This is a genomic window from Marinomonas profundimaris, from assembly GCF_000508165.1.
GTDB lineage: Bacteria > Pseudomonadota > Gammaproteobacteria > Pseudomonadales > Marinomonadaceae > Marinomonas > Marinomonas profundimaris.
Map to the genome: position 1 here is coordinate 23546 of NZ_AYOZ01000004.1, position 23922 is coordinate 47467.

Annotated in this window: 22 protein-coding genes; 10 read left to right on the forward strand and 12 right to left on the reverse strand. The window is 44.9% G+C overall.

The window, feature by feature from the left end; all coding sequences use genetic code 11:
• Position 1: 1 nt before the first annotated feature.
• The 3 genes from D104_RS22740 to D104_RS22750 all read right to left on the reverse strand — a co-directional run bounded on the left by D104_RS22740 (position 2) and on the right by D104_RS22750 (position 3815).
• Positions 2-1162 (reverse strand): ABC transporter ATP-binding protein, encoded by a 1161-nt coding sequence (locus D104_RS22740; protein WP_024022959.1) that lies wholly within the window; start codon positions 1160-1162, stop codon positions 2-4.
• A 127-nt stretch (positions 1163-1289) separates the two neighbouring features.
• A complete protein-coding gene (locus tag D104_RS22745) occupies positions 1290-2381 on the reverse strand; it encodes a polyamine ABC transporter substrate-binding protein (RefSeq protein ID WP_024022960.1) in 1092 nt (363 codons plus the stop codon).
• 99 nt (positions 2382-2480) lie between these two features.
• Positions 2481-3815 (reverse strand): glutamine synthetase family protein, encoded by a 1335-nt coding sequence (locus tag D104_RS22750; RefSeq protein ID WP_024022961.1) that lies wholly within the window; start codon positions 3813-3815, stop codon positions 2481-2483.
• Between the two features lie 213 nt (positions 3816-4028).
• On the opposite strand from D104_RS22750, the gene D104_RS22755 reads away from it, so the two are divergent.
• The gene (locus D104_RS22755) at positions 4029-4745 is read left to right on the forward strand and encodes a GntR family transcriptional regulator (RefSeq protein ID WP_024022962.1); all 717 of its coding nucleotides are present in this window, start codon (positions 4029-4031) and stop codon (positions 4743-4745) included.
• 130 nt (positions 4746-4875) lie between these two features.
• Positions 4876-5712, forward strand: coding sequence for a response regulator transcription factor (locus D104_RS22760; protein ID WP_024022963.1), 837 nt, complete (start codon positions 4876-4878; stop codon positions 5710-5712).
• A 99-nt stretch (positions 5713-5811) separates the two neighbouring features.
• Here the strand turns inward: D104_RS22760 and D104_RS22765 are convergent, their stop codons facing one another.
• From D104_RS22765 to D104_RS22790, 6 genes are all read right to left on the reverse strand, one after another.
• The gene (locus tag D104_RS22765; RefSeq protein WP_024022964.1) at positions 5812-7107 is read right to left on the reverse strand and encodes an NAD(P)/FAD-dependent oxidoreductase; all 1296 of its coding nucleotides are present in this window, start codon (positions 7105-7107) and stop codon (positions 5812-5814) included.
• 189 nt (positions 7108-7296) lie between these two features.
• On the reverse strand, positions 7297-8784 hold the full coding sequence (locus D104_RS22770) for an aldehyde dehydrogenase (protein WP_024022966.1): 1488 nt from the start codon (positions 8782-8784) through the stop codon (positions 7297-7299).
• Positions 8785-9019: 235 nt separating this feature from the next.
• Positions 9020-9427 carry an OsmC family protein gene (locus D104_RS22775; RefSeq protein WP_024022967.1) on the reverse strand — a complete coding sequence of 136 codons (408 nt, stop codon included), beginning with the start codon at positions 9425-9427 and terminating at the stop codon, positions 9020-9022.
• A gap of 42 nt (positions 9428-9469) precedes the next feature.
• The gene (gene trpC, locus D104_RS22780) at positions 9470-10285 is read right to left on the reverse strand and encodes an indole-3-glycerol phosphate synthase TrpC (protein WP_024022968.1); all 816 of its coding nucleotides are present in this window, start codon (positions 10283-10285) and stop codon (positions 9470-9472) included.
• A gap of 20 nt (positions 10286-10305) precedes the next feature.
• The gene (gene trpD, locus D104_RS22785; protein ID WP_024022969.1) at positions 10306-11346 is read right to left on the reverse strand and encodes an anthranilate phosphoribosyltransferase; all 1041 of its coding nucleotides are present in this window, start codon (positions 11344-11346) and stop codon (positions 10306-10308) included.
• Between the two features lie 23 nt (positions 11347-11369).
• Positions 11370-11948, reverse strand: a complete 579-nt coding sequence (locus D104_RS22790) for an anthranilate synthase component II (RefSeq protein ID WP_024022970.1) — start codon at positions 11946-11948, stop codon at positions 11370-11372.
• 348 nt (positions 11949-12296) lie between these two features.
• On the opposite strand from D104_RS22790, the gene D104_RS22795 reads away from it, so the two are divergent.
• Together D104_RS22795 and D104_RS22800 are read left to right on the forward strand one after the other, a co-directional pair.
• Entirely contained in the window at positions 12297-13628 is a 1332-nt protein-coding gene (locus tag D104_RS22795) for a magnesium transporter (protein WP_024022971.1), read from the forward strand.
• Between the two features lie 42 nt (positions 13629-13670).
• Positions 13671-14771 carry a mechanosensitive ion channel family protein gene (locus D104_RS22800; RefSeq protein ID WP_024022972.1) on the forward strand — a complete coding sequence of 367 codons (1101 nt, stop codon included), beginning with the start codon at positions 13671-13673 and terminating at the stop codon, positions 14769-14771.
• Between the two features lie 77 nt (positions 14772-14848).
• Here D104_RS22800 and D104_RS22805 read toward each other — a convergent pair whose 3' ends face one another.
• Both D104_RS22805 and rpe read right to left on the reverse strand, forming a co-directional pair.
• Positions 14849-15529: a phosphoglycolate phosphatase gene (locus tag D104_RS22805; protein ID WP_024022973.1), complete on the reverse strand. Its 681-nt coding sequence runs from the start codon at positions 15527-15529 to the stop codon at positions 14849-14851.
• On the reverse strand, positions 15529-16200 hold the full coding sequence (gene rpe / locus D104_RS22810) for a ribulose-phosphate 3-epimerase (protein ID WP_024022974.1): 672 nt from the start codon (positions 16198-16200) through the stop codon (positions 15529-15531). Before rpe ends, D104_RS22805 begins: the two co-directional genes overlap by 1 nt.
• A gap of 87 nt (positions 16201-16287) precedes the next feature.
• Here rpe and D104_RS22815 point away from each other — a divergent pair, with 87 nt between their 5' ends.
• Positions 16288-17277 carry a DUF3530 family protein gene (locus tag D104_RS22815; RefSeq protein WP_024022975.1) on the forward strand — a complete coding sequence of 330 codons (990 nt, stop codon included), beginning with the start codon at positions 16288-16290 and terminating at the stop codon, positions 17275-17277.
• A 16-nt stretch (positions 17278-17293) separates the two neighbouring features.
• Here D104_RS22815 and djlA read toward each other — a convergent pair whose 3' ends face one another.
• Positions 17294-18085 (reverse strand): co-chaperone DjlA, encoded by a 792-nt coding sequence (gene djlA, locus D104_RS22820; protein ID WP_024022976.1) that lies wholly within the window; start codon positions 18083-18085, stop codon positions 17294-17296.
• A gap of 126 nt (positions 18086-18211) precedes the next feature.
• Between djlA and D104_RS22825 the strand changes: the two genes are divergently transcribed.
• Genes D104_RS22825 through apaG form a run of 5 tightly spaced genes read left to right on the forward strand, consistent with a single transcriptional unit; the run spans position 18212 to position 23920 of the window.
• Positions 18212-20464 carry an LPS-assembly protein LptD gene (locus tag D104_RS22825; protein ID WP_024022977.1) on the forward strand — a complete coding sequence of 751 codons (2253 nt, stop codon included), beginning with the start codon at positions 18212-18214 and terminating at the stop codon, positions 20462-20464.
• Positions 20465-20466: 2 nt separating this feature from the next.
• Complete coding sequence (locus D104_RS22830) at positions 20467-21717, forward strand: peptidylprolyl isomerase (RefSeq protein ID WP_024022978.1); 1251 nt, start codon at positions 20467-20469, stop codon at positions 21715-21717.
• Positions 21718-21728: 11 nt separating this feature from the next.
• Entirely contained in the window at positions 21729-22748 is a 1020-nt protein-coding gene (gene pdxA, locus D104_RS22835) for a 4-hydroxythreonine-4-phosphate dehydrogenase PdxA (RefSeq protein WP_024022979.1), read from the forward strand.
• Entirely contained in the window at positions 22745-23545 is an 801-nt protein-coding gene (rsmA, locus tag D104_RS22840) for a 16S rRNA (adenine(1518)-N(6)/adenine(1519)-N(6))-dimethyltransferase RsmA (protein WP_024022980.1), read from the forward strand. The genes pdxA and rsmA overlap by 4 nt, the downstream gene beginning before the upstream one ends.
• Positions 23546-23920 carry a Co2+/Mg2+ efflux protein ApaG gene (gene apaG / locus D104_RS22845; protein ID WP_024022981.1) on the forward strand — a complete coding sequence of 125 codons (375 nt, stop codon included), beginning with the start codon at positions 23546-23548 and terminating at the stop codon, positions 23918-23920.
• Positions 23921-23922: the final 2 nt, after the last annotated feature.

Consider the following 23922-nt stretch of genomic DNA (forward strand, 5'->3'; position numbering starts at 1 on the left):
TTCATGATGTGAGCACCACACCACTCTCGCTATCCCACGAAAGATAAACCGAGTCATCCCATGTCAGCCTGTCACCCATATCCCGAATGGCATTCGGTAACGTGACACGTACTTCTTTGCCGCTATGTAAGCGAACTTTGTAAATGGACTGACTTCCCATGTAGGCGTAATCGGTGACGATGCCTGACGTCGTATTCGTGTTGCCGTCCATAGGATCACGACTGATTCGCATTTTTTCAGGTCGAATGGCAACGCAGACACTTTGAGTAGGAGCGCATCCGGTCGCGTGCTCCTTATCGATTTTTATCAGATTGTCCATATCAGGAGAATGCACGGTAACGCTGTCACTGTCTTCCGACATAACCGTGCCTTCAAACATGTTTACATTCCCAATAAACTCCGCCACAAAACGGCTATTTGGGCACTCATAAACCTGATGGGGTTCCGCTATTTGAGCAATTTGACCTTGGTTCATGACTCCAATCCGAGTCGCCAATGTCATGGCTTCTTCTTGATCGTGCGTTACCACTATGAAGGTAATGCCCAATTCGTCTTGCAAATTGATCAATTCAAATTGTGTTTCTTCGCGAAGTTTTTTATCCAGCGCACCTAATGGCTCATCCAACAATAAAAGCTTTGGGCGTTTAATTAATGCTCTTGCCAAGGCAACACGCTGACGCTGACCACCCGATAACATAAAAGGTTTTCGTTTCGCCAAATGGCCTAATTGCACCATATCCAGCATTTCAGCCACTCGCTGCTTCACCTCTTGCGATCGCACGCCTTCTCGACGCAGACCAAAAGCAACATTCGCCTCCACACTCAGATGTGGAAACAAAGCATAAGACTGAAACATCATATTGACCGGACGCTTCCATGGTTCAATATTAGACATGTCCACGCCATCAATTAAAATCCGTCCGCTGGTTGGTTTATCAAACCCTGCCAACATTCTTAAAAGCGTACTTTTACCTGAGCCAGAGCCACCCAACAAGCAGAACAATTCGTTTTTATAAATATCCAAAGACACAGAATCAACCGCGGTAAACGCACCGAATTTTTTGCTGATTTGTTCAATTTGCACAAAGGGTTTCGCTTCAGGATCTCGCCACGAAGCGGGACTGTTTAGTTTGCTTGGATCTATCTGTGGGCTTGTTGGCATGCTTCACCTTTTTACTGAAAGACAACATAAGAGCGGATTTAATGACAAAGCAAAAAACACACCTTATTCATAGATATTGAAAGTGAACAAAGAATCACTGGAGTCACAGACCCCAGTGAGGAGGTCATTAACGCCCCGTTTTAATATTTGACCAAGCGCGCGTTAATGAGCGGTCAAATTTTTTCGTATGTGCGACTTGAATAAAGAGCTTATCTTTCACCGCTTGCGTTGGGTAAATACCTTTATTCTCAGAAACTTCCGCATCCAACATAGGCTCGGCAGCCGTGTTCGGTACGGCATAAAAAACATAATTGGATAAATCTGCTGCAACATCGCCTCTCAATATATAGTCGATGTATTTTAATGCCGCTTCAGGATGTGGTGCGTCTTTTGGGATCGCCATCACATCAAACCACACCAACGCGCCTTCTTTTGGTATCACATAGCCAACATTCACACCTTGACCTGCTTCCGCTGCGCGATCTTGAGCTTGTAAAATATCGCCGTTGTACCCTAGTGCCACACAAATCTCACCATTGGCCAGGTCCGAAATGTACTGGCTTGAATGGAAGTATTTATACGATGGTCGAACTTTGGCCATCAAATCTGCACTGGCTTTCAACACATCCAGTTTTTCAGAGTTTGGATCTTGCCCCATGTAATTATTGACCGTCGCCATGATTTCCGCAGGAGAATCTAAAACAGCAATACCACAATCCGCTAATTTAGCCGCGACATCGGGTTTCAACAGCATGTCCAGCGAATCAATTTCGACATCACCTAAACGCGCTTTGACCATGTCGACGTTATAGCCAATACCGACTGTTCCCCACGCATAAGGAATATTGTGTTTATTCCCCGTATCGTGCCTCGCCAACTGTCCAGCCAGCTGAGCATCGAGATTACCGATATTAGACAGCTTAGTTTTATCGATTTCTTGGTAGATGCCCGCTTGCACTTGTCGTTCGAAGAAGGAGTTGGATGGCATGACCAAATCGTAACCAGAACCACCAGCCATCAATTTGGCTTCCAGTACCTCATTACTGTCATAAACATCGTAATTTACTTTAATGCCGGTTTCTTTTTCAAAGTTGGCGACAGAATCTGGCGCGATATAATCGGACCAGTTATAAATATTGAGTACTTTATCTTCAGCCGCAACGCTGCCAGACACCAATACAGTACACATGAGAGACAACAATTTTCGCTTCATTTTCATTATCGATTCTCCAGTTCAACATTATTTATGAGTGTGACATTGCCACTATCTTGATCAAACAAATACGGTATTCCACGCCAAAGAATTACGTTAATCGCCTTATAAATAGGCTTCATATTCCACGTCAGAAATTTTGCTATACAACTTCTCTTGCTCTTGTTCTTTCACCGCGCTTAATACACGTATAAACGTGTCACCAAAGTATTCCTGCATGAACGAGCTCTTTTTAAATATTTCTGTGGCTTGCTCCCAACGGTTTGGCAGCAACGGAAAATCTTCGCTCACAGAATAAGCATCACCTTCTATGGGCGCCACCGGCTCTAATTTTCGCTCAATACCATCCAACGCGGCACCTAATACTACCGCCAAGACCAAATACGGATTCGCATCCGCACCAGCAACACGATGCTCAATACGACGAGCAACCGTTGGACTTTCAGGTATGCGTATCGCAACGGTACGATTTTCATAACCCCAACTAGCAAAAGTAGGTGCGTGAGCCCCATTTTGAAAACGACGATAAGAGTTTAAATGTGGGGCAAAAATCAACATACTGTCTGCCATGTTATCCAATAACCCAGCAACCGCATGTCTGAGTAACGGCGTGCCACTGTCGCCACCATCGTCAAACACATTTACACCATTTTCATCCAATAAACTGAAATGAACATGGAAACCATTGCCGCTTTTTTGTGCATAGGGTTTGGCCATAAAAGTTGCGCCATATTCATAATTTCTCGCAACACCTTTCACCAAACGCTTAAACATATTGGCGTGATCTGCCGCTAATAACGCGTCATCCACATGCTTCATGTTTATTTCAAACTGACCCGGACCTAACTCCGAAATAATCGTGTCAGCGGGAATGCCTTGCACTTCGCAGGCCGATCTAACGTCGGCGAAGAAGTTCGACAATCCGTCCATTTCCTCAATCGAATAACAATCTGTGTCTGTTAAACGACGGCCATGACCTTCCGTCATTAACGGTTCTTGTGGTCTGCCCTTTGCTTCGGATTGTCCGTCTAGTAAGTAAAATTCCAATTCTGTGGCGACGACTGGCGTGTAACCAAGCGCTTTAAAACGCGCCACAGTGCTGGCTAATAACTGTCTTGGATCAGGAAGAAAAGGCGTGCCGTCTGGATTAAACATCATGGCCAAGATCTGATCTCTTGGGCTTTCCGACCACGGCACAGGAATGGGCGTATCATGGACAGGTAAGCAGATACCATCACTGTCTCCTGTTTCAAAGACCAAGCCATTTTCTATAACATCGTCTCCCCAGTGATCAAAGCCGATCACTGATTGAGGCAATTTCACACCGTCTTTCATGGCGCCTTCCAAGCCCGAAGCGGGAAGTCTTTTACCGCGTAAATTCCCATTCAAATCGGTTATAAAAAGATCGAACTCTTTGTCACCCACTACTTGTTCTGGCATAACCTGTTCTCACTTAAATATTTAAAATGTTGTTTCGCGCTAAAGGTTAACAATATAATTCTTTATCTTGTGATCACAATACAAAGAATTATATTGTTTCTAGTTTTACTCTTAGGCTTAACTTGAAGCGTTAAGTTACGCATCAAATGTCCGCCATTTTGTTAAAATGAACAACTGTTTTTATACAATAAAATAGTAATAAAGGATAAAAAGTTGAATAAAACGTCACCTCTGAACATTACATTAACCGACAGAAAAGCAGGTGTAACTATCACCGAGTGGGTATATGACGTTTTAAGACACGCCGTGATGTGTGGGCAAATACTGCCGGGCAGAAGCTTAACCTTAAGGGAGCTGGCAAAGGTACTAGAGGTAAGTCCCATGCCCATTCGTGTGGCATTAAAGCGACTCAGTTCTGAACGAGCATTAGAAGTAAAAGAAAACCGCCGCATTATCGTGCCAACCATGACAGCAATGAAGTTCAATGAATTGTGTGAAACACGTATTTCCTTGGAAACGCACGCTGCGATTCGTGCACTGCCCTATGTTGATAGCGTAATTATGGCGCAACTTGAAGCGCTGGATGACAACATAGACTATGGTGGAGAGCTCGCTTCCATGGAGTCAAACATCACCCATAACCACGCTTTTCATCGCATGCTTTATACCGCCAACCCGCACCAAATAAGCCTCCCTTTGATTGAAAGTTTATGGCTTCAACTTGGGCCATTTTTGCGCTTATCCAATGAAAAAATGCAAGGCCACTTTGCCATAGACAGGCACAAAGAAGCCCTAATTGCGATTCGTCAGAAAAACCCTCTCGCACTACAACTTGCCATCGCCGCTGACATCCGTGAAGGATTTGCCTTTGTGGGAACACCTGAGTTATTGCATCAATTTCTAGAAGAATCGGCAGAATCTTCACAATAAAAAACCAAGAAAAACAAAGCTAAAAAGACAATATTGTGATCACAATATTTACTATTAGATTTGATTCCCTTATGGTTAAAAGGCCATTATGTAACCAGCTACTTTTTTATTTCAGTTGAGGATTCAGACAATGTTGCCAAGCAAAGCCACTTCCGATGGCATTTCTGCGGAAACCTTGAAGGAGCTGGTGACATTAGTAAACCACCTACGAGTACCAAGCTTTCCGACTGTATTAGAACGTTTCCTAAGAGGATTATGCCACTTTGACACCATTATCATGGTCACCTACAAAAAGTCGTTTAAACCCATCATCATTCATCCAAAAGACCGCTCTGAACACAGCTCAACACTGAACTTATACCTCAACACCGCTTACATGTTAGACCCATTATTTAACGGCATTTTAATGGGAACCGTGCCTGGTATTAGTCGCCTTATTGATATTGCTCCAGACTCATTCAAAGAAACCGAGTACTACCTAACCTGTTATCGAAAATTTGATTTAGTGGACGAAATTAACCTTACCATTCCATTAGACGATAAAACCACGTGCGCCATTTCATTGGGGCGAAAAACGCACATGGGGTCGATTAAGCGCAGTGAAATGACAAAGCTGAGAGAAATATTTCCGCTACTTGAAGCCCTTATTAAGCAGTTTTGGTTGACTCAATCTCGAGGTTACGTGGATTATCAACCTTCAAATGGCCCAATCAAACATGCTTTAAAAACCTTTGCCAGCGGCGTGCTTACACACAGAGAACAAGAAGTCCTTGGGTTGATCCTACGTGGGCATTCTTCCAAAGCCATCGCCGAGGAACTCGGCATTAGTGCCGGCACAGTAAAGGTTCACAGAAAAAACATTCATGCACGTTTAGACACGTCCACTCAGTCTGAAATTTTCACTTTATTCTTAGATCACCTAGAAGAATTAGATCAAGCCAAGACGGCTGTCGAAGAAGAATCTTAAGCTTAACTAAGCAACGCATTATCCGCCCAATAAAAAAGCCCTTTTGTACAAAAAGGGCTTCCACATCACTCTGACAATTCACTCAGCCGATACTGACATCTAGATTCCAAGTTTATCTCGCAACGCATAATACGCCGCTCCAATTGCAGTATAAGGAATCCTAAAGCGTCGACCACCAGGAAATGGGTACTGTGGCAAGCCGGCAAACACATCAAAACGCGTTGTGTTCCCCTGTATCGCCTCACATAACACCTTCCCCATCAAGTGAGTACTGGTCACGCCATGACCGCTGTAACCTTGTGCGTAATAGACATTTTGACCAATACGCCCAACTTGAGGCAGTCGCATCAGCGTCAGTAAAAAATTGCCCGTCCACGCGTGGTCTATTTTAACGTTACTTAATGCCGGAAATGTTTTCAGCATTTTAGGAACAATCAACGCTTCCACTTTTTCTGGTTCGCGTGCGCCATACGTCGTGCCGCCGCCATAGATCAAGCGACCATCACCAGACAGTCGGAAATAGTCCAATAAATAATTGCAGTCTTCCACGCAAACATCACTCGGAAGAATGGCTTTTTGCTGTTCTTGCGTTAATGGTTCTGTGGCAATGATTTGCGTGCCACAAGGCATCGAGTTTTTCTCAACTTCCGGAATAATTCCCGTGATATATGCATTACCCGCCACAATCACGTGCTTGGCACTTACCGAGCCTTTTTCCGTCGTTACCGTAGCAAGCTCACCTTCCACCTTTGCTTCCTGAACCTTGGTGACAGGAGAGGCTTCATAAATAACGCCACCCAAAGATTCAAATGCAGCCGCTTCACCCAACACCAAATTCAAAGGGTGAACATGGCCGCTCAGACGATCCAACAAACCACCCACATAACGATCTGTACCAATGTGTTTTTGAATGTCCGTCGCAGACAACAACTCTAATTTGTCATTACCGTGAGATTCCCAAAGTGCTTTTTTAGCCTTGAGCTCTTCAAACTGCTTAGCATTACAAGCCGCGAAAATACCGCCTTCTTTCAAGTCACAATCAATGTTGTATTTTGCAACGCGCTCGCGAATCACCGCTTGACCTTCAAATGCCATAGACGCCATTTGCTCGCCAACATATTCACCATAATGCCGCTTAATAAAATCAATATCACGGCTATAGCTGTTTACCAATTGACCGCCATTTCGACCTGACGCACCAAAGCCTATACGGCTCTCTTCCAAGACAATGACCTTATAACCAGCCTCAGCCAGATGAAGTGCAGAAGAGATTCCTGTAAAACCTGCACCCACGATACAAACATCACATTGATGCTCACCAACAAGCTCAGGACGAAGCACAGTATCGTTCGCTGACGCGGCATAATACGAATTAGTATGAGAAGGAAATGACATAAACAACCTCATCTAAGGCACCCAATTTCAAGGGGCATTGTCTAAATGAAACAGGCAGTAAAAGAACTCGCCCAGTTTTTCGAACAGCGCATTGCATTCAATGTCGCCATTCTAAAAACTACCCGCCATACACTGATATACCCTTAAAGGGGTAGGCTCAGCATAAGTCAGTTTTGTGGCTTTATTTCCTTACAAACGAATCCATACATTTTTCAATTCAGTGTATTTTTCCATCGCATGAAGCGATTTATCACGCCCATTTCCAGACGCTTTCACACCGCCAAATGGCACCGTTGTATCGCCGTCGCCCCATGTATTCACCCACACCATGCCGCTCTCTAATTGACGACTAACACGATGCGCCCGTGACAAGTCGCTGGTCCAGATCGACGCTCCTAAGCCGTATTTAGAATCGTTCGCCAGTGCGACACCTTCTTCTTCTGTATCAAAAGTAGAGACCGCCAATACTGGGCCGAATATCTCTTCACGGACAAATTTCATTTGATTTTTTGCGTCCGCGAAAATCGTTGGATTCACAAAGAAGCCTTTCCCTTCTTGATACTCTGGCAAGCCGCCCAATAACAAGGTTGCACCGTCTTGTTGAGCACTATTAATAAATTTCGCCATGGTGTCCATTTGGTTTTTATCGACCAATGGCCCCATATTGGTCGCTGGATTGAGCGGATCACCAGGGACGTACGCCTTTGAGGCTTTAATCAATTCCACCATGAAAGCGTCTTTAATGCTGCTTTGTACATACAAACGAGAGCAAGCAATGCACACCTCGCCCTGATTGGTAAAAATAGCCGCCGCCGCCCCTTGGGCTGCTTTCACAATGTCTTTGTAATCATCAAACACCAAGCAAGGAGACTTACCACCGGCTTCGATCCAAACACGCTTCAGGTTCGATTGCCCAGAATACTCCATCAACATGCCAGCAACTCGAGTTGAACCCGTAAACGCCAACACCTGAACATCATGATGCAATGCCAGCGCTTTGCCCGCCGTATGTCCAAAACCAGGCAATACATTAAACACACCATCTGGCATACCGGCTTGCGTGGCCAATTCAGCCAAACGCAACACACTCAAAGGTGACTTTTCAGAGGGTTTTAGAATAACGCTGTTGCCTGCCGCCAAGGCCGGTGCAATTTTCCATGTCGCCATCATCAATGGGTAATTCCACGGCGTAATCGCCGCAACAACACCAATCGGCTCATGGCTGATTAGCGCTAGATTCTGCCCGTTCGTCGGTGCGATTTCACCGTAGAGTTTGTCAATGCCTTCTGCCGTCCAGCGAATGCAATCGATGGAATCGGGAATATCAATGTCCACCATTTCGCTGATGGACTTCCCCATGTCTAATGTATCCAACACGGCAAACTCATCTTGATGCTGAGCCAATAAATCCGCCCACTTCAGCATGATATTTTTACGATCACGGGGCGCCATTTTTGACCAGACGCCACTCTTGAAGGCCTTTCCTGCCGCTTCAACGGCAACATCGACATCCGCCGAGTCAGTACTCGACACCTTAGCCAAGACCGTTTCTGTTGAAGGGTTCACACAATCAAACGTCTCGCCACTTAATGCAGACACAAATTGACCATTAATATACGCTTGATTTGGAATCGTAATCTCGGCGGCTAATCGCTGCCATTCTTCATACGTTTTCATCTTGCTTCCCTCGGGTGCAACACCCAGTCTGAAAAATTGTTTATACCATACCTTCACGCTAGTAAATCGCCCCTTAAAAAGCCATATCTCCTAAGGGGTATAACGAAACACAAGAGCAGAAAGCAAACGCAACAAACCATGACATTAGGCTTATTCAACACCTTTACTTTCATTGCGACGAAAAAAAAGCCTTAGTAAAAACTAAAGCTTTTTTTAATAAGCGACAGGATCGCAGTTATTCGACGTCAATAACCTCGAAGCTATGAACGATCTTAACACCGCCTCGCTCTAGCATTAATGAAGCTGAGCAATATTCTTCAGCCGACAACTTCACAGCACGAGCCACAACGTTTTCTTTCAGTTTGCGCCCACTGACCACGAAATGAACTCGAATTTCGGTAAAAACAGAAGGCACGGTATCCGCACGATCTGCATCAATTTGCGCCACACAAGACACGACATCTTGGCGTGCTTTTTTAAGAATTCCAACCACGTCATAAGAAGTACAGCCGCCTAACCCTGCAAGCAAAAGCTCCATTGGTCTTGGCCCGGCAACTTGGTTACCATCAATTTCTATCTTAAAACCAGATCCGGTCTCTGCGGTAAAATGCACATCTTCTTGCCAACTAACATTCGTCTTCATAATTCACCTTACTCATTCTTATTATGGCTGAAGCGATTGTTTCTAAGATTGAAACAACTCAGCCAATTTTTCACCTGGATCATCAGCGCGCATAAACGCTTCGCCAACCAAAAATGCATGGATGTCTTTTTCACGCATCAGAGCCACATCGTCACGTGTATGAATGCCACTTTCTGTCACGATCAGACGATCAGACGGCACGCTGCCCATTAATTCAAACGTATGATCTAGACTCAATTCAAACGTATGCAAATCACGGTTATTGATGCCCAATAACTCCGTCTCGGTAAACTCGAGCGCCAATTCCATTTCAGGACGATTATGCACTTCGACCAAAACGTCCATGCCAAGATCACGCGCCATACCATCTAAAGCACGTAATTTTTCGCCGCTTAAGCACGCCGCGATCAACAAAATACAATCTGCTCCAATCGCTCGAGCTTCTAACACTTGATATTCATCGACAATAAAATCTTTACGAATAACAGGAAGTTGACACGCCGCACGCGCCTCTACTAAAAAGTCTTCGTGGCCTTGAAAAAAGTCTTTATCGGTCAGTACGGACAAACACGCCGCACCGCCTTTTTCATAAGATCTGGCAATATCCGCTGGCAAAAAAGGATTACGCAATACGCCTTTACTCGGAGACGCCTGCTTAATTTCAGCAATGACCCCCGCTTGGCCGTTGGCGATTTTATGTCTCAACGCTTGAGCAAAACCACGTGGCGCATTGTGTACATTCGCCACAGACGCCGCCACTTCTAAATTGCCATAAGGCGTATGAGATTTACGCTCAATAATTTCTTCGTATTTTCGAGCGACTATCTTCTTTAAAATCGTCGGTGTTTCTATTTGCATTAGGCTACTGCTCCTATTCATTACAGTGAGTCAGGACTCATAAAACAACGTGTAAAACTGGCCAATTCGGCCATTTTAACCTTGGCCATGCCGCCGCCAATCACATCTTCCGCAATATTCACGCCTTCGGCCAATGTATCGGCAACACCCGATACATAAATCGCCGCACCGGCATTCAAAGCCACAATGTCTCTCGCAGGGTTTATTTTGCCTTTCCCTTCTAAAGCGACTTTGATTAACGCCAAACTCTCGCTGGCATCAAAGGCCTGAATGGCATCGACAGACTGTGTTGGAATACCAAAATCTTCTGGTGAAATTTTGTACTCAACAATGACGCCGTCTTTCAGTTCTGCCACGTAGGTAGATGCCGCAATACTAATTTCATCCAAACCGTCTTCGGAATGCACCACCATCACGTGCTCACTTCCCAAGGCTTTTAATACTTCCGCTATCGGACGAACCCATTTTTGATGGAACACGCCCATAACCTGACGCTTCGCATTGGCTGGATTCGTTAATGGGCCCAGTAAGTTGAAAATTGTACGGGTCGCCATTTCTTTACGAGGACCAACCGCGTATTTCATCGCCGAATGATGATTCGGCGCAAACATGAAACCCAAGCCAATTTCTTCAACGCTTCGACAAACTTGTTCCGCGTCCAACCCTAGATAAATGCCCGCTTGCTCTAAGACATCGGCACTACCAGATTTAGACGACACTGAACGCCCACCATGTTTGGCAACCTTGCCACCCGCCGCCGCCACAACAAACGCCGACGCCGTTGACACATTAAACAGATTACTGCCGTCGCCGCCAGTGCCACAAGTATCCACAACATGTTCAAGATCTAGCTCAACTTTGCTGGATAACTCACGCATGACCTGCGCCGCCGCGGTAATTTCTTCGACGGATTCGCCTTTCATTCTCAAACCGATCAGAAACCCACCAATTTGTGCTGGTGTGGCTTTTCCCGTCATGATGTCATTCATCACAATTCGCATTTCGTCGCCGCTCAAATCTTGGCGCTCAACTACGGCAGCAATTGCCTTTTGAATATCCACCAGCCTCTCCTATCGTGTTAAAACTATCGTGTTAAGAAATTGGCCAATAAAGCATGGCCTTCCTCGGTAAGAATCGACTCTGGGTGAAACTGAACCCCTTCAACGGCCAGCGTTTTGTGTCGAATTCCCATAATTTCTTCTCTTTCACCCGCCGTATTTTTGCTCCAAGCCGTTACCTCAAGACAATCGGGTAACGCATCCTCTGCAACAACCAAAGAATGGTAACGTGTTGCCGTCTGCGGGTTTGGTAAACCGGCAAAGACCGATGTATTTTCGTGGTAAATGAATGATGTCTTACCATGCATCACATTTTTAGCACGAATCACCTTGCCACCAAAGACCTGACCTATACATTGATGACCTAAGCAAATACCCAATATGGGGATTTTTCCGGCAAACGACGTAATCGCAGCCATAGAAATACCCGCTTCATTCGGCGTACAAGGCCCAGGCGAAATAACCAAGTGCGATGGCGCCAGTCGTTCAATCTCTTCAATACTGATGTCATCATTACGATACACCTGAACATTCGCTCCTAACTCACGAAAATATTGCACAAGGTTATAAGTAAAAGAGTCGTAATTATCGATCATCAATAGCATACAGAAAGGAAGCGCCTATAAAACAACATGAAACAAGAGAAAGTCATACTCTTCGATACCTTGCACACTTGTGAACGGTATTTTCTTACAAGAAACACGACCAAAACCAATAAAAAACGCCAAATTCTACACTGTCATAGAGAAGCTGTCTTGCCTTGACCAAGAAACAAACGTGATTGTAAAGCCACCTAAATTCAACGCCGTACGCCCAATAGCAACAAGATTACACAAAGCGTATTTAATATTACATAAAAGTATGAATAATCTGTTTTAAAAACAAACTCTTATATACGATACGAGATAGCATGCTATCTTTACCCTCAACTTTATGTGTTTTAAGGATCCCCTGTGCATAGCCAAGTCGCTGACCTCATCGAAACCCTAATTCACGACGAGCATTCTGCTGAGTCCATCAATAAAGCCATCTCTGAATTGACGCCAGATGATGTGGCTCTGGCGCTTGAGTCCATACCGCTTGCTCAACGTAAACAAGCATGGGCCAATATTAAACAGGCAAACCGCCTCGACATATTGGTTGAAATGCGCGGCGAATCTCGCCAACTTTTACTGCGTGAGCTTGATGACGCCGAAATCGAAGAGCTCTTTACCGATGTAGACGCCGAAGACCTTCTCGAAATAACCGACTCGTTACCAGATCGGTTAGTCGATCTCGCGTTGAACCAAATGGACAACAAGCAACGTGAATATTACCAACAAGGTATTGTTTACGATGACGATGTCGTCGGCCGCTGGATTGATCACGAACTCTTAATTGCGTCTCAATCCATTCGCGTATCCGAAGCATTACGCTTGCTGAAAAAGAGCACGCCAAGCTATACCGACATGGTGTATCTCGTGAACAGAACGGGCCGCTGGGTCGGTTGTGTGAAATTTGACGTGCTTTTTAAAGCACAAGGACACGAACCCATCTCAAACTTGATTGATGAAGAGTGCTCTTTCATCAATTCAGAGACAGAATTGACCAAAGCCGCCGAAATGCTGGAGCGCTCAAGCTTATCAGCGCTTCCTGTTTTGGATGACAACCACATATTATTAGGACGTTTTCATGCCGGATTAGCGATGGAAACATGGCGCCTTGAACATGAAGCACAGCAAATGGCGACAGCAGGTCTTAATGAAGAATCAGATTTGTTCGCGCCCGTAAAACGCAGTGCCGCCACACGAGGTATTTGGCTTGGTATCAATTTGCTTACCGCATTTTTGGCCTCTGCGTTTATCGGTATTTTCGAAGCCACATTACAACAAGTGGTCGCCTTAGCGGTATTAATGCCAGTGGTCGCCTCTATGGGCGGCATTGCAGGAAGCCAGACGTTAACCCTAATTGTACGTGGTTTAGCCCTCGGCCAAATTACTCGAAGCAACTTAAAGTCGTTGTTGTCGAAAGAATTAAAAGTCGGCGGTTTGAACGGTATTTTATGGTCTATCGTGATTGGTGTTGTCACGCTTTGGTGGTTCGAAAGCCCGATGCTCGGTTTGGTTATAGGCCTTGCGATTATTGTGAATATATTAATGGCTGCACTTTCTGGCGTATTAATTCCCGTACTATTGGATAAATTGCGCATCGACCCAGCGTTATCAGGTTCTGTCATTTTAACAACTGTCACCGACATTGCCGGTTTTGTGGCATTCTTAGGACTTGGTACTTTATTACTACTTTAAACCATTCAACATAAACGAACAGAACGGAGTGATCACAGCACAATGACTTGGGAAACAATGCAGTTCTATTTGGGCCTTGGCGACACAAAAATGCACTGGATCGTCAGGGTATTTTTTGCAGTACTTGTCACCCTGATGGTGAATTTTATTATCACGCGAACGCTAACACGCATTGATAATCAGCTAGAACGCACAAGAACCCCTTGGGATAATGTGCTCATTCGTGCCGCGCAAAGGCCCATTGGCGTTTTTATATGGTTAGTTGGCCTCAGTGTCGCAGCGGAAATTTCGGGTACCGAAATAGAACCGCACATTGTTTCTCTGATTGCGAAAATCCGTGAAGTCGGCGTTATTCTAATTTTAACTTGGTTTGTTTTACGCTGTATTTCAGGCAGCGAAAAAGCCCTTACCAGTTCAGAAAAAGTCGAAAACAAGGTGGATTACACCACCGCCAGTGCCATCAGCAAACTGCTAAAAGCGTCCATTATCATCACGGCGGCTTTGGTCGTTTTGCAAACGCTGGGCTTTAGCATTTCTGGTGTTTTGGCCTTTGGTGGTATTGGTGGTATTGCGGTTGGTTTTGCCGCGAAAGACTTACTGGCCAATTTTTTTGGCGGCTTAATGATTTTTCTTGATCGTCCGTTTGCGATTGGGGATTGGGTTCGCTCTCCTGACCAAAATATAGAAGGCACCGTCGAACACATAGGCTGGCGACAAACTCGCATCCGCACGTTTGAAAAGCGCCCTCTTTATGTCCCGAACTCGACCTTTTCCCTTATTTCAGTCGAAAACCCATCTCGAATGACACACCGTCGCATCAATGAAAGCATTGGCGTTCGCTACGATGACTTCAGTCTATTACCAACCATTCTGGCCGATATCAAAGACATGATTTCAAAACATGAAGATCTGGACACCACCCAAACCTACATGGTGAATTTCAATCAGTTTGGCCCTTCGTCCTTGGACTTCTTTATTTACGCCTACACACACACTGTCGATTGGCGAACTTTCCATAATGTAAAAGAAGACATTTTATTTAAAGCCATGCAAATCATTGAATCACATGGTGCTGAAGTCGCCTTCCCAACACACACCGTACACATGGCTGCAAATAGTAAAATGCCACTTCCTACAGAATAAAAGCGTTTCAACGAATAAAAAAAGCCAAGCTATAAATAGCTTGGCTTTTTAGTATTCCATTACCAATCAGGGTTTATTTAAACAAGCAATTCGGCCAAATCATCAATAATGGCATCGGCACCCAATGTCGTAAGGTCCACCCCTTGGTGATAACCGTACGTCACTAAAGCGCATTTAAAACCGGCATTTTTTGCCGCATTGAAATCCGTAATCGAATCGCCAATCATCAAACAATTTTCGGGCAAAGCCTCAATCGACTCACTGCAATGCAACAAAGGCATGGCGGATGGTTTTTTTTCTTCTAAGGTGTCGCCACCTAACAACCAACCAAATTGTTCCGTGAGTTCAAAATGATCCATCAAGGGTTTGACAAAAACACTCGGTTTATTCGTGATCAAGGCAACCGGCACATTGTGATGTTTAAACGCTTTCAAGAGCGCCTTCACATTAGGGTACAGTGCCGTTTTATCTGTCAAATGAGCATGATAATGCATTAAGAAAATACGGTACGCTTCTTCATGTTTGTTTGGGTCGATATCCGCCCACGATAGCGCCTGCTCGATTAACTTCGCAGAGCCAAAACCAACCCAGCTTCGAACTAACGCTTCGCCAGCCAAAGGCGCACCAAGTTCAGATAAAAAAGCATCTACTGCGCCAGCAATATCTGGAACACTGTCGACTAAGGTGCCATCAAGATCCAAACACACTAACTCTGGCCAACCTTCAAACCAGGTTGAAAAGTATTTCGGTGTTTTCATTAACGAACACCCGCTAATTCTTTTCGCATCGTGTCTATCACCTGTTTGTAGTTGTCTTTGCCAAAAATAGCCGAACCCGCCACAAATGTGTCGGCACCCGCTTTGGCAATCTCGGCAATGTTCTTTTCACTGACGCCGCCATCCACTTCAAGGCGAATGTCATAACCACTCGCATCAATCAGGGCGCGCGCTTCACGCAATTTGTCCAAGGTGCCGGGAATAAAAGATTGACCACCAAAGCCTGGGTTTACTGACATCAACAAGATCATGTCTACTTTGTCCATGACATGCTTTAAATAATGCAAAGGCGTGGCTGGATTGAACACCAAGCCTGCTTTACAGCCACCCGCTCGAATCATCTGCAACGATCGATCGATGTGCTCGCTGGCTTCTGGATGGAAGGTAATAATCGACGCGCCCGCTTCAATAAAATCACCAATCATGCGATCTACGGGTTTTACCATTAGGTGCACATCAATGTCCGCCGTCACACCATGCTTGCGCAATGCTTTACACACCATCGGCCCAATCGTTAAATTGGGAACATAATGATTATCCATCACATCAAAGTGTATGATATCGGCTCCGGCTTCCAACACATTGTCCACCTCTTCGCCTAATCGAGCGAAATCGGCAGAAAGGATAGAAGGGGCAATGATAAAATCATTCATATCTGACTCCAGCAGTGACACAATAAAAGACATAGTAAAAATTCAAATCGTATTTTAACAAGGCATCCAAAAGAAGTATTGAAAACAATGAAGAAAAATAATGCGCTGTTGATCATTGTAATGGTTCTTCTTTCTTTGAATGCTCACGCGGAAGAAGCTCAGCCACAAACCAACACGGACAATCCTACGCCTGCAACCTCAGCACAAAACAATGCAGCAGACAGTAAAGACTATATTGTCCCTAGGCCACAAGCGTCACGCATTCGTGCGTTAGAAACCTCTTTAATGGGTCGACGCCTAAATCATCAGATTCAAATATTAGACGCCAATGGCGACGCTTTTCTTACGCTTTATCGACCTTCCATCACCAGCTCAACTCAAGGCTGTATCATCTTGCTGCATTCAGACAATGAACACCCTGATTGGCCTGATGCGATTGCACCATTACGTAACGCATTGCCGGAACACAGCTGGTGTACATTGTCGATCGAAGTACCGGATGTGATTAAACGGGGCGCGCCCGTAAAAGTCGAAGCAGCACCATCAGCACAGGACAATAGTTCGCCGCCAACGACATTGCCCAATCAGGACGTCGTCTTCGCTCGGATACAGGCCGCCATCAATAAGGCTCAAACGGAAGGCGCTGATCAATCCATTTTTCTGGGCTATAAAACAGGTGCCAGTTACGCCCTTAATTTTCTAGCGGACAACCCAAACAGTGGCGAAGCATTAGTCCTTATCGACATTGCCTCCACGACTGGGTTTTCTGACTATGAAACCGCGCAAAAAATCCGCCAAGTCGCGCAACCTATACTGGATTATTATGTGAATGATACGAGTGGAAGCGATCAATTTGCCATGTGGAGAAAGCAAGCCGCAAACCAAAGAACAGAGAAAAGAGGCAATTACATACAGCTCGACGCATTGCCAGACAGAGTCACGGGAAAAGACAGTAAACAGTTATTAATTCAACGTGTGCGTGGTTTTTTAAAACAAAATACCAGCCAAATTAACCAACAAAAAACCTTACCCAGCATCAACAAGGGGCTCTACTATGAAAGCCCCATCAACGGATAAGCCATTCAATTTCCGCTTACTTGCGCGCGTTTTTAATCATTTCGTACGCGGACTGAATTTCTTGAGTTCGCTCGTTCGCCAAATCAATCATTTCGTCTGGTAAGCCCTGTGCGCTCAGTTTGTCAGGATGGTTTTTACTCATCAACCGACGATAAGCCTTTTTAATGTCTGCATCGCTCATCTCAGGCGTCACACCCAACGCCTCATAAGCCGCTTTCAACAAATCTTTCGAACCCATATTATTTGAGGACGACTGATAACCTTGTCTAAAGTGAGCTTGCTGTTTCACCTGAATATGTAAGGCTTCGAATTCCGCCACAGACACACCAAGGTGCGCACAAACCTGAGAAACAAAAGATTTCTCTTCAACACTAAAGTGGCCGTCGGCATACGCGGATACCAACAAGACTTCTAACAAGGTTCTGGTTAAATCGCCAGGCCCTACGGTTTGTTTGAAATGATTGAGTACTGACACAAGGTCAAAATTGGATGACTTGCCTTCATTAAATAACTGTCTAGCTTGATTTTGAGCCTCTGGAGATAACCGAAGGCGTTGCATAACGGATTGTGCTAATTGGATTTCTGCTTCAGACACCTGACCATCAGATTTCGCCAAACGCCCCATTAAAAGAAACAAAGTACGAAAAAAAGTTTCTTGTTGTAGATGCATATCCGCACGACTGCGAATACGACTAAAAGCGCCACCCGTTTGCGCCCTATCGACCACACCACCTACAATGAACCCAAGTAGGCCACCTAAAAAACCCGCCAATATATAACCTAAAATGGCGCAAACAATTTTCCACATAAAGATATTTCTCCAGAATCGGTAGCCCCTATGGGCCTGCTTAGATTATCATTTGTCTCACACGTGGACCCGCTTATGGGCAGCATCCGATTTCGGACAATAATTTTGGTAACAAGTATACCCTGCATGGTTAAGCATTTACGCACCTACGCCTTATTTTTTCAAAGTCTTTTCATATTGCCACTGGCTCAAGCGCAAGTGAATCAATGGGACTGGGCTCCGAAAGCATCCTTGACGGCTGAGCAACAACAACAGCTCGGACGGTATTGTCAGGGCTCCTATCTTAATAGTTGGCAAGCTACCAACGCTGAAGCCACCACGCTTTCAGCCGATCTTATCGTGCGTGACAAAGATGGGGTGATCCACCTAAAAGGGGCGGCAAAAATACAACAACCGCTGTCGACGTTATCTGCAGATTCCATTGAAGGCATTCCTGATCAATACTATCGTGCCAGCGGTAATGTCACCTTACGCAGTGAAGATCAGCTGATTCGCAGTTCAAATAGCTATATTGCAAACAGCGGTGAGACACCAACAGAGTTTAAAGACGCGATGTTCCTTAGCCACCAATCTGGCGCTCGCGGAGAGGCCAAAACACTCTCTAGAGATCAAGACGGCGTGGTGTTCATAGAAGAAGGTTTCTTTACAACTTGTGAACCCAACCAAGAGAGTTGGAAGTTATACGGCAGCTCAATAGAACTAGACCCAAAAAGTGGCTTTGGTACAGCAAAACATGTGCAAATACGAATCGCCGACTTGCCTATTTTTTACTTTCCTTGGCTGCGCTTCCCATTAGATGACCGTCGTCAATCAGGCTTACTATTTCCTAGTTTTAGTTATTCTGGCAGCGACGGACTGAGTTTTTCTGCTCCTTTTTATTGGAACATAGTCGAAAACTACGATGCCACCATCACCCCCCAATACATTCAAAATAAGGGCGAAGGCATCGATTTGGAATTTCGCCACTTAAGCCCTTATGGACAAACAATTTATGAACAGTCAACGTTTTCTGATGACGATGAAGGTGAGCAAACATTAATAAAGCTGACCTCGTCACAAAAATTCAATGACTACTTTAGTGCAGGATTCATTGCCGAAGGCAATCCAACACAAAACAAATACCCTGAAGCAAACAGCACCTCCATTGGCGAAAAAGACCATTACGAACGCAGCGCTTATTTTGGTTTCAATAATGGTAATTTTCTCAACAAAATAACCTATCTGACCTACCAAACGCCCGACGACACCGTCGATCAACCATTTGAATGGCTCCCCCGATTAGACAGCTCTTACCGGATCGCGACGTCCTACCTAGATTACAAAATCGACGTTCAATACACCGATTTCTATGACCCTGCTGAAGACGACTTCGACGGCCAACGAGTTGCCATCAACCAAGACACCAATATTAATTTGAGTAATGGCTGGGGAAAGCTCACACCGGGTGTATTAACGCAATATCGTGACTACTCTCTAAAAAATTATGTCACCGACACTGAGAGTGATGCATCAATCGGACACATCACCAGCTACATTGATTCATCACTCATGTTTGAGCGTAACGTTACTCACAACCAAAATACTTGGAGACAGACACTCGAGCCGCGTCTCAGTTATTTGCATTCGCCTGTTGAAAACCAAGACGCTATACCGGATTTTGATACCAGTGAACCAACCATGACGTATTCACAGGCCTTCAGCCATACACGATTCAATGGTAACGACCGTATTGGCGACACAGAACAAGTGACTCTCGGCTTAGAAAGTCGTCTGTATGATGAAAATAATAATGAAAAGTGGGCATTCAAAGCCGGCCAGATCTTTTATCTGAAAGACCGTTATGTTGATATTGAAGAGAATACCGACCAAAGCAATGCCGTTAACGATGCGAAACGAAGCGACCTATTAACCTCCGCAAGTTATAATGGTAATCGTTACAGTTTGACGGGGAATTTGAATTACAACCTAGATGATAGCGACGTAAACTTAGCGCAGCTGGTTGCCAGTCTAGAACCGCTTGATGACGTCAAAATAAATCTGAGTTATCTATATTCTATCAACAACACAGATTCCGATGACGATGCAAAACAAGCGAGTATAGGTACCGTTTTCCCTCTCAATCAAAACTGGTCCATGTTCACTCAATACACCTACGATTTCTTGAGACAAGATTCCACCAAAGAAATTGCCGGTGTAGGTTACGAAAACTGCTGTATCAAAGTCTCGTTAAGCTATCAAGATTGGCTGAACGATGACGAAGAGTTTGATAGAGGTGTCTTTTTACAATTTACGTTACGTGGTTTAAGTAATGCGGGCAACGCGAACAGCGAATCCAGCATTGCTGACACCTACTGGAACCAAGGAAAAGTTGGATATTAACCATGAAGTTGTTTTCTTTTTTCTCACTTATTTTATTCGCCCTAATACCGTTGCAAACGCTCCACGCAGAACCAATCAAAATTGACGGCATTTCCGCCATCGTGGACTCTAAGCCTATTTTAGAAAGCGATATTCAAAACCGTTTTCAGATTGTAAAAGAGCGCGTACCGGGCGGTGTCATGACAGACAACATTCACCGTCAAATTCAAAACCAAATGATCGACGAAGCGTTACAGATGAATTATGCCCGCAAAGTCGGCATGAGAGCGCCGAGTTCGGATGTGGACAACGCCATTCTTGGTGTTGCCAAAAACATGAATTTAGATCTACAAGGCTTAAAAAACGTCCTCTCGAGCAAAGGCATTAATTACGCGCGATACCGCGAACAAATTGAGCAAGAGATTCTCATCAATAATATCAAGCGCGAAATTGTGAAAAAGCGCATCGTGATTTCAGAGCAAGAAATTGACGATTACCTTAGTTCAGCGACCAGCATCACCAAAGAAAAAGATCAGGTGCATTTGCGCCATCTGCTAATACGCGCGAGCAATTTAGAACAGGCGAAAAGCAAAATGAGCGCCATTGCTCAAAACATCCATACAGAAGATGACTTTGTTCAACAAGCCATTGAAAATTCAGATGGTCAGTTTGCCATTGAAGGCGGCGACTTAGGTTGGCGTCCATTAAACCAATTACCTCCCCTCTTTGTTCGAGCAATTGACGCTGAAAAAGGCCCTCTTATTGGCCCACTGCAAAGCAATGCTGGCTTCCATTTATTGTGGATAATTGAGAAGCGCTCACCTGATGTAACGCTTCAACAACAAACCAAAACCCGACACATACTGGTTCGTGCGAATGAAATTCGAGACATGGCACAAACGGAAGTACTGGCAAATGATCTCTACAGAAAGTTAACCAGCGGTGCAGACTTTGCTCAAGTTGCTAAAGAGCAAAGTGAAGATCAAGGCTCGACCTTACAAGGCGGAGATTTAGGCTGGGTAACACCAGGCACCATGGTGCCTGAGTTTGAAGACATGATGAACAAAACCAACATCGGAGACATCAGTAAGCCTTTCCGTACACAATTTGGTTGGCATATTCTGCAAGTTGAAGGTCGTCGAGAAGCCGACATCAGCGACAAAGTGAAACGCAGCAACGCGGAACGCGCGTTAACCGCACAAAAACAAGACATCATTCTAGGAAACTGGTTGGATGAATTACGCGCCGACGCTTTTATTGATATTAAAAAATAAGAGACTGACTAATGGAAAATGATACAACGGCATCGTGTCCCATTATTGCGATCACCTCTGGCGAACCTGCCGGTATCGGTCCGGATATCATTTTAAGCGCACTAAGCGAGCAGCGTTTTTCTGCTCGCTTAGTGGTTCTTGCCGACCCTGAACTACTCAAGAACAGAGCACGATTACTGGGACTAAACGTCAATATTCAAGTGCTTTCGTCCACCAAAGAAGTCGGCATTCATGAAGCGGGCAAGGTACATGTTTTACCAGTAACGCTTGGCAAAAACAGCACCGCTGGTATTCTCGATATTACCAATTCCCCTTATGTATTAGAAACCCTAAAACAAGCGGGTGAAGGCTGTATTCGCGGTAAATTTGACGCCATTGTAACACCACCAGTTCACAAAGGTATTTTGTGTGAAACCGGTGTGCATTTTTCAGGACACACCGAATTTTTCCAAGCACAATGCCAATCACCTCACGTCGTCATGATGCTGGCAACAGATGCGATGAAAGTCGCATTGGTAACCACTCACTTACCATTAAAAGATGTGTCTGCCGCCATTACAGAAGAAAGCATCAGCCTTGTTGTGAACGCTCTCCACAAAGACCTGAAAGAAAGATTTGGCATTGCTCACCCTAGAATTCTCGTTTGTGGGTTAAACCCACACGCAGGCGAAGATGGGCACCTTGGTAAAGAAGAAATAGACGTTATTATCCCAACGCTTAATAAACTTCGTTTAAATGGGTTGGATTTAATTGGTCCACTGCCTGCCGATACTTTATTTACACCAAAATATTTAGACAATGCGGACTGTGCTTTGGCGATGTATCACGATCAAGGTCTACCTGTGTTAAAATACTCTGGCTTTGGTAACGCCGTGAACATTACATTAGGCTTACCCATCATAAGAACATCTGTCGACCACGGCACAGCGATTGATTTAGCTGGCACAGGCAAAGCAAGCAACGGCAGCCTAAAAGTGGCCATTCAACATGCTATTAACATGGCAAATAACGCGAAAAAGTTTCCTAAATGAGCAAACAGCAACCCCATAAAGCCAGAAAAAGATTTGGACAAAACTTCCTTCATGATCATGGCGTAATACGTCGTATTGTAGCTTGTATTGGCCCGAAAAAAGGCCAACGCCTTGTTGAAATCGGCCCGGGTAAAGGTGCCTTAACAGAAGGCATTATTAGCGTTACAGAACGTATGGACGTGGTAGAGCTTGATCGAGACCTGATCCCAATTCTGAAAGTGAACTTATTCCGCTTCCCTGAATTGACTGTTCACGAAGCCGACGCGATGAAATTTGACTTCACGTCTCTTCGAACAGAAGAACAAGCCATTCGCGTTGTAGGTAACCTCCCCTACAATATTTCGACGCCGCTTATTTTTCACCTATTAAGCCAAGCTAGCGCCATCGAAGACATGCACTTCATGCTGCAAAAAGAAGTCGTTGACCGCCTAGCCGCCCGTCCAGGCGATAGCCTCTATGGTCGCTTGAGTGTCATGGCTCAATATTATTGCGCCGTAGAATCTTTATTCATTGTGGGGCCTGAATCGTTTGATCCAGCACCAAAGGTCGACTCTGCCATCGTCAGAATGACGCCTTACAAGACGCTACCTTTCCCTGTCGATAACATCAAAAAAATGGAAGACATGGTCAGAACCGGCTTCCAGCAGCGTCGTAAAACACTGCGTAACAATTACAAAGGCGTGTTGGATAACGACGATTTTACAGCACTAAACATTGACCCAAGTCTGCGCCCCGAAAGATTGGATGTGGAAGACTTTGTAAGGATTACTAACTACGTCCTCAAGAAGGAAGGGTAAATGCAAAAGTATGACGTCGTCGTTTCCGTTCGTAGCGAGTACTTAGCGAATCAGTCAACACCCGCGGAGTCGCGCTATGTATTTGCTTATCATATTTCCATCACGAACTGCGGAACGGAATCAGCAAAACTACAAACTCGCCACTGGATAATTACCGATGGCAACGAGCAAGTACAAGAAGTAAAAGGCAGCGGCGTCATTGGCGAATACCCTCACTTAGAACCAGGTGAGTCCTTCCATTACAGCAGTGGTACCGTAATGGAAACGGTTGTTGGCAGCATGCAAGGCAGTTATCAATTTCTGGCCGATGACGGTACTGATTTCGAAGCACCGATTCGACCTTTTACACTATTCGTCCCAAACAAGGTGCATTGAGA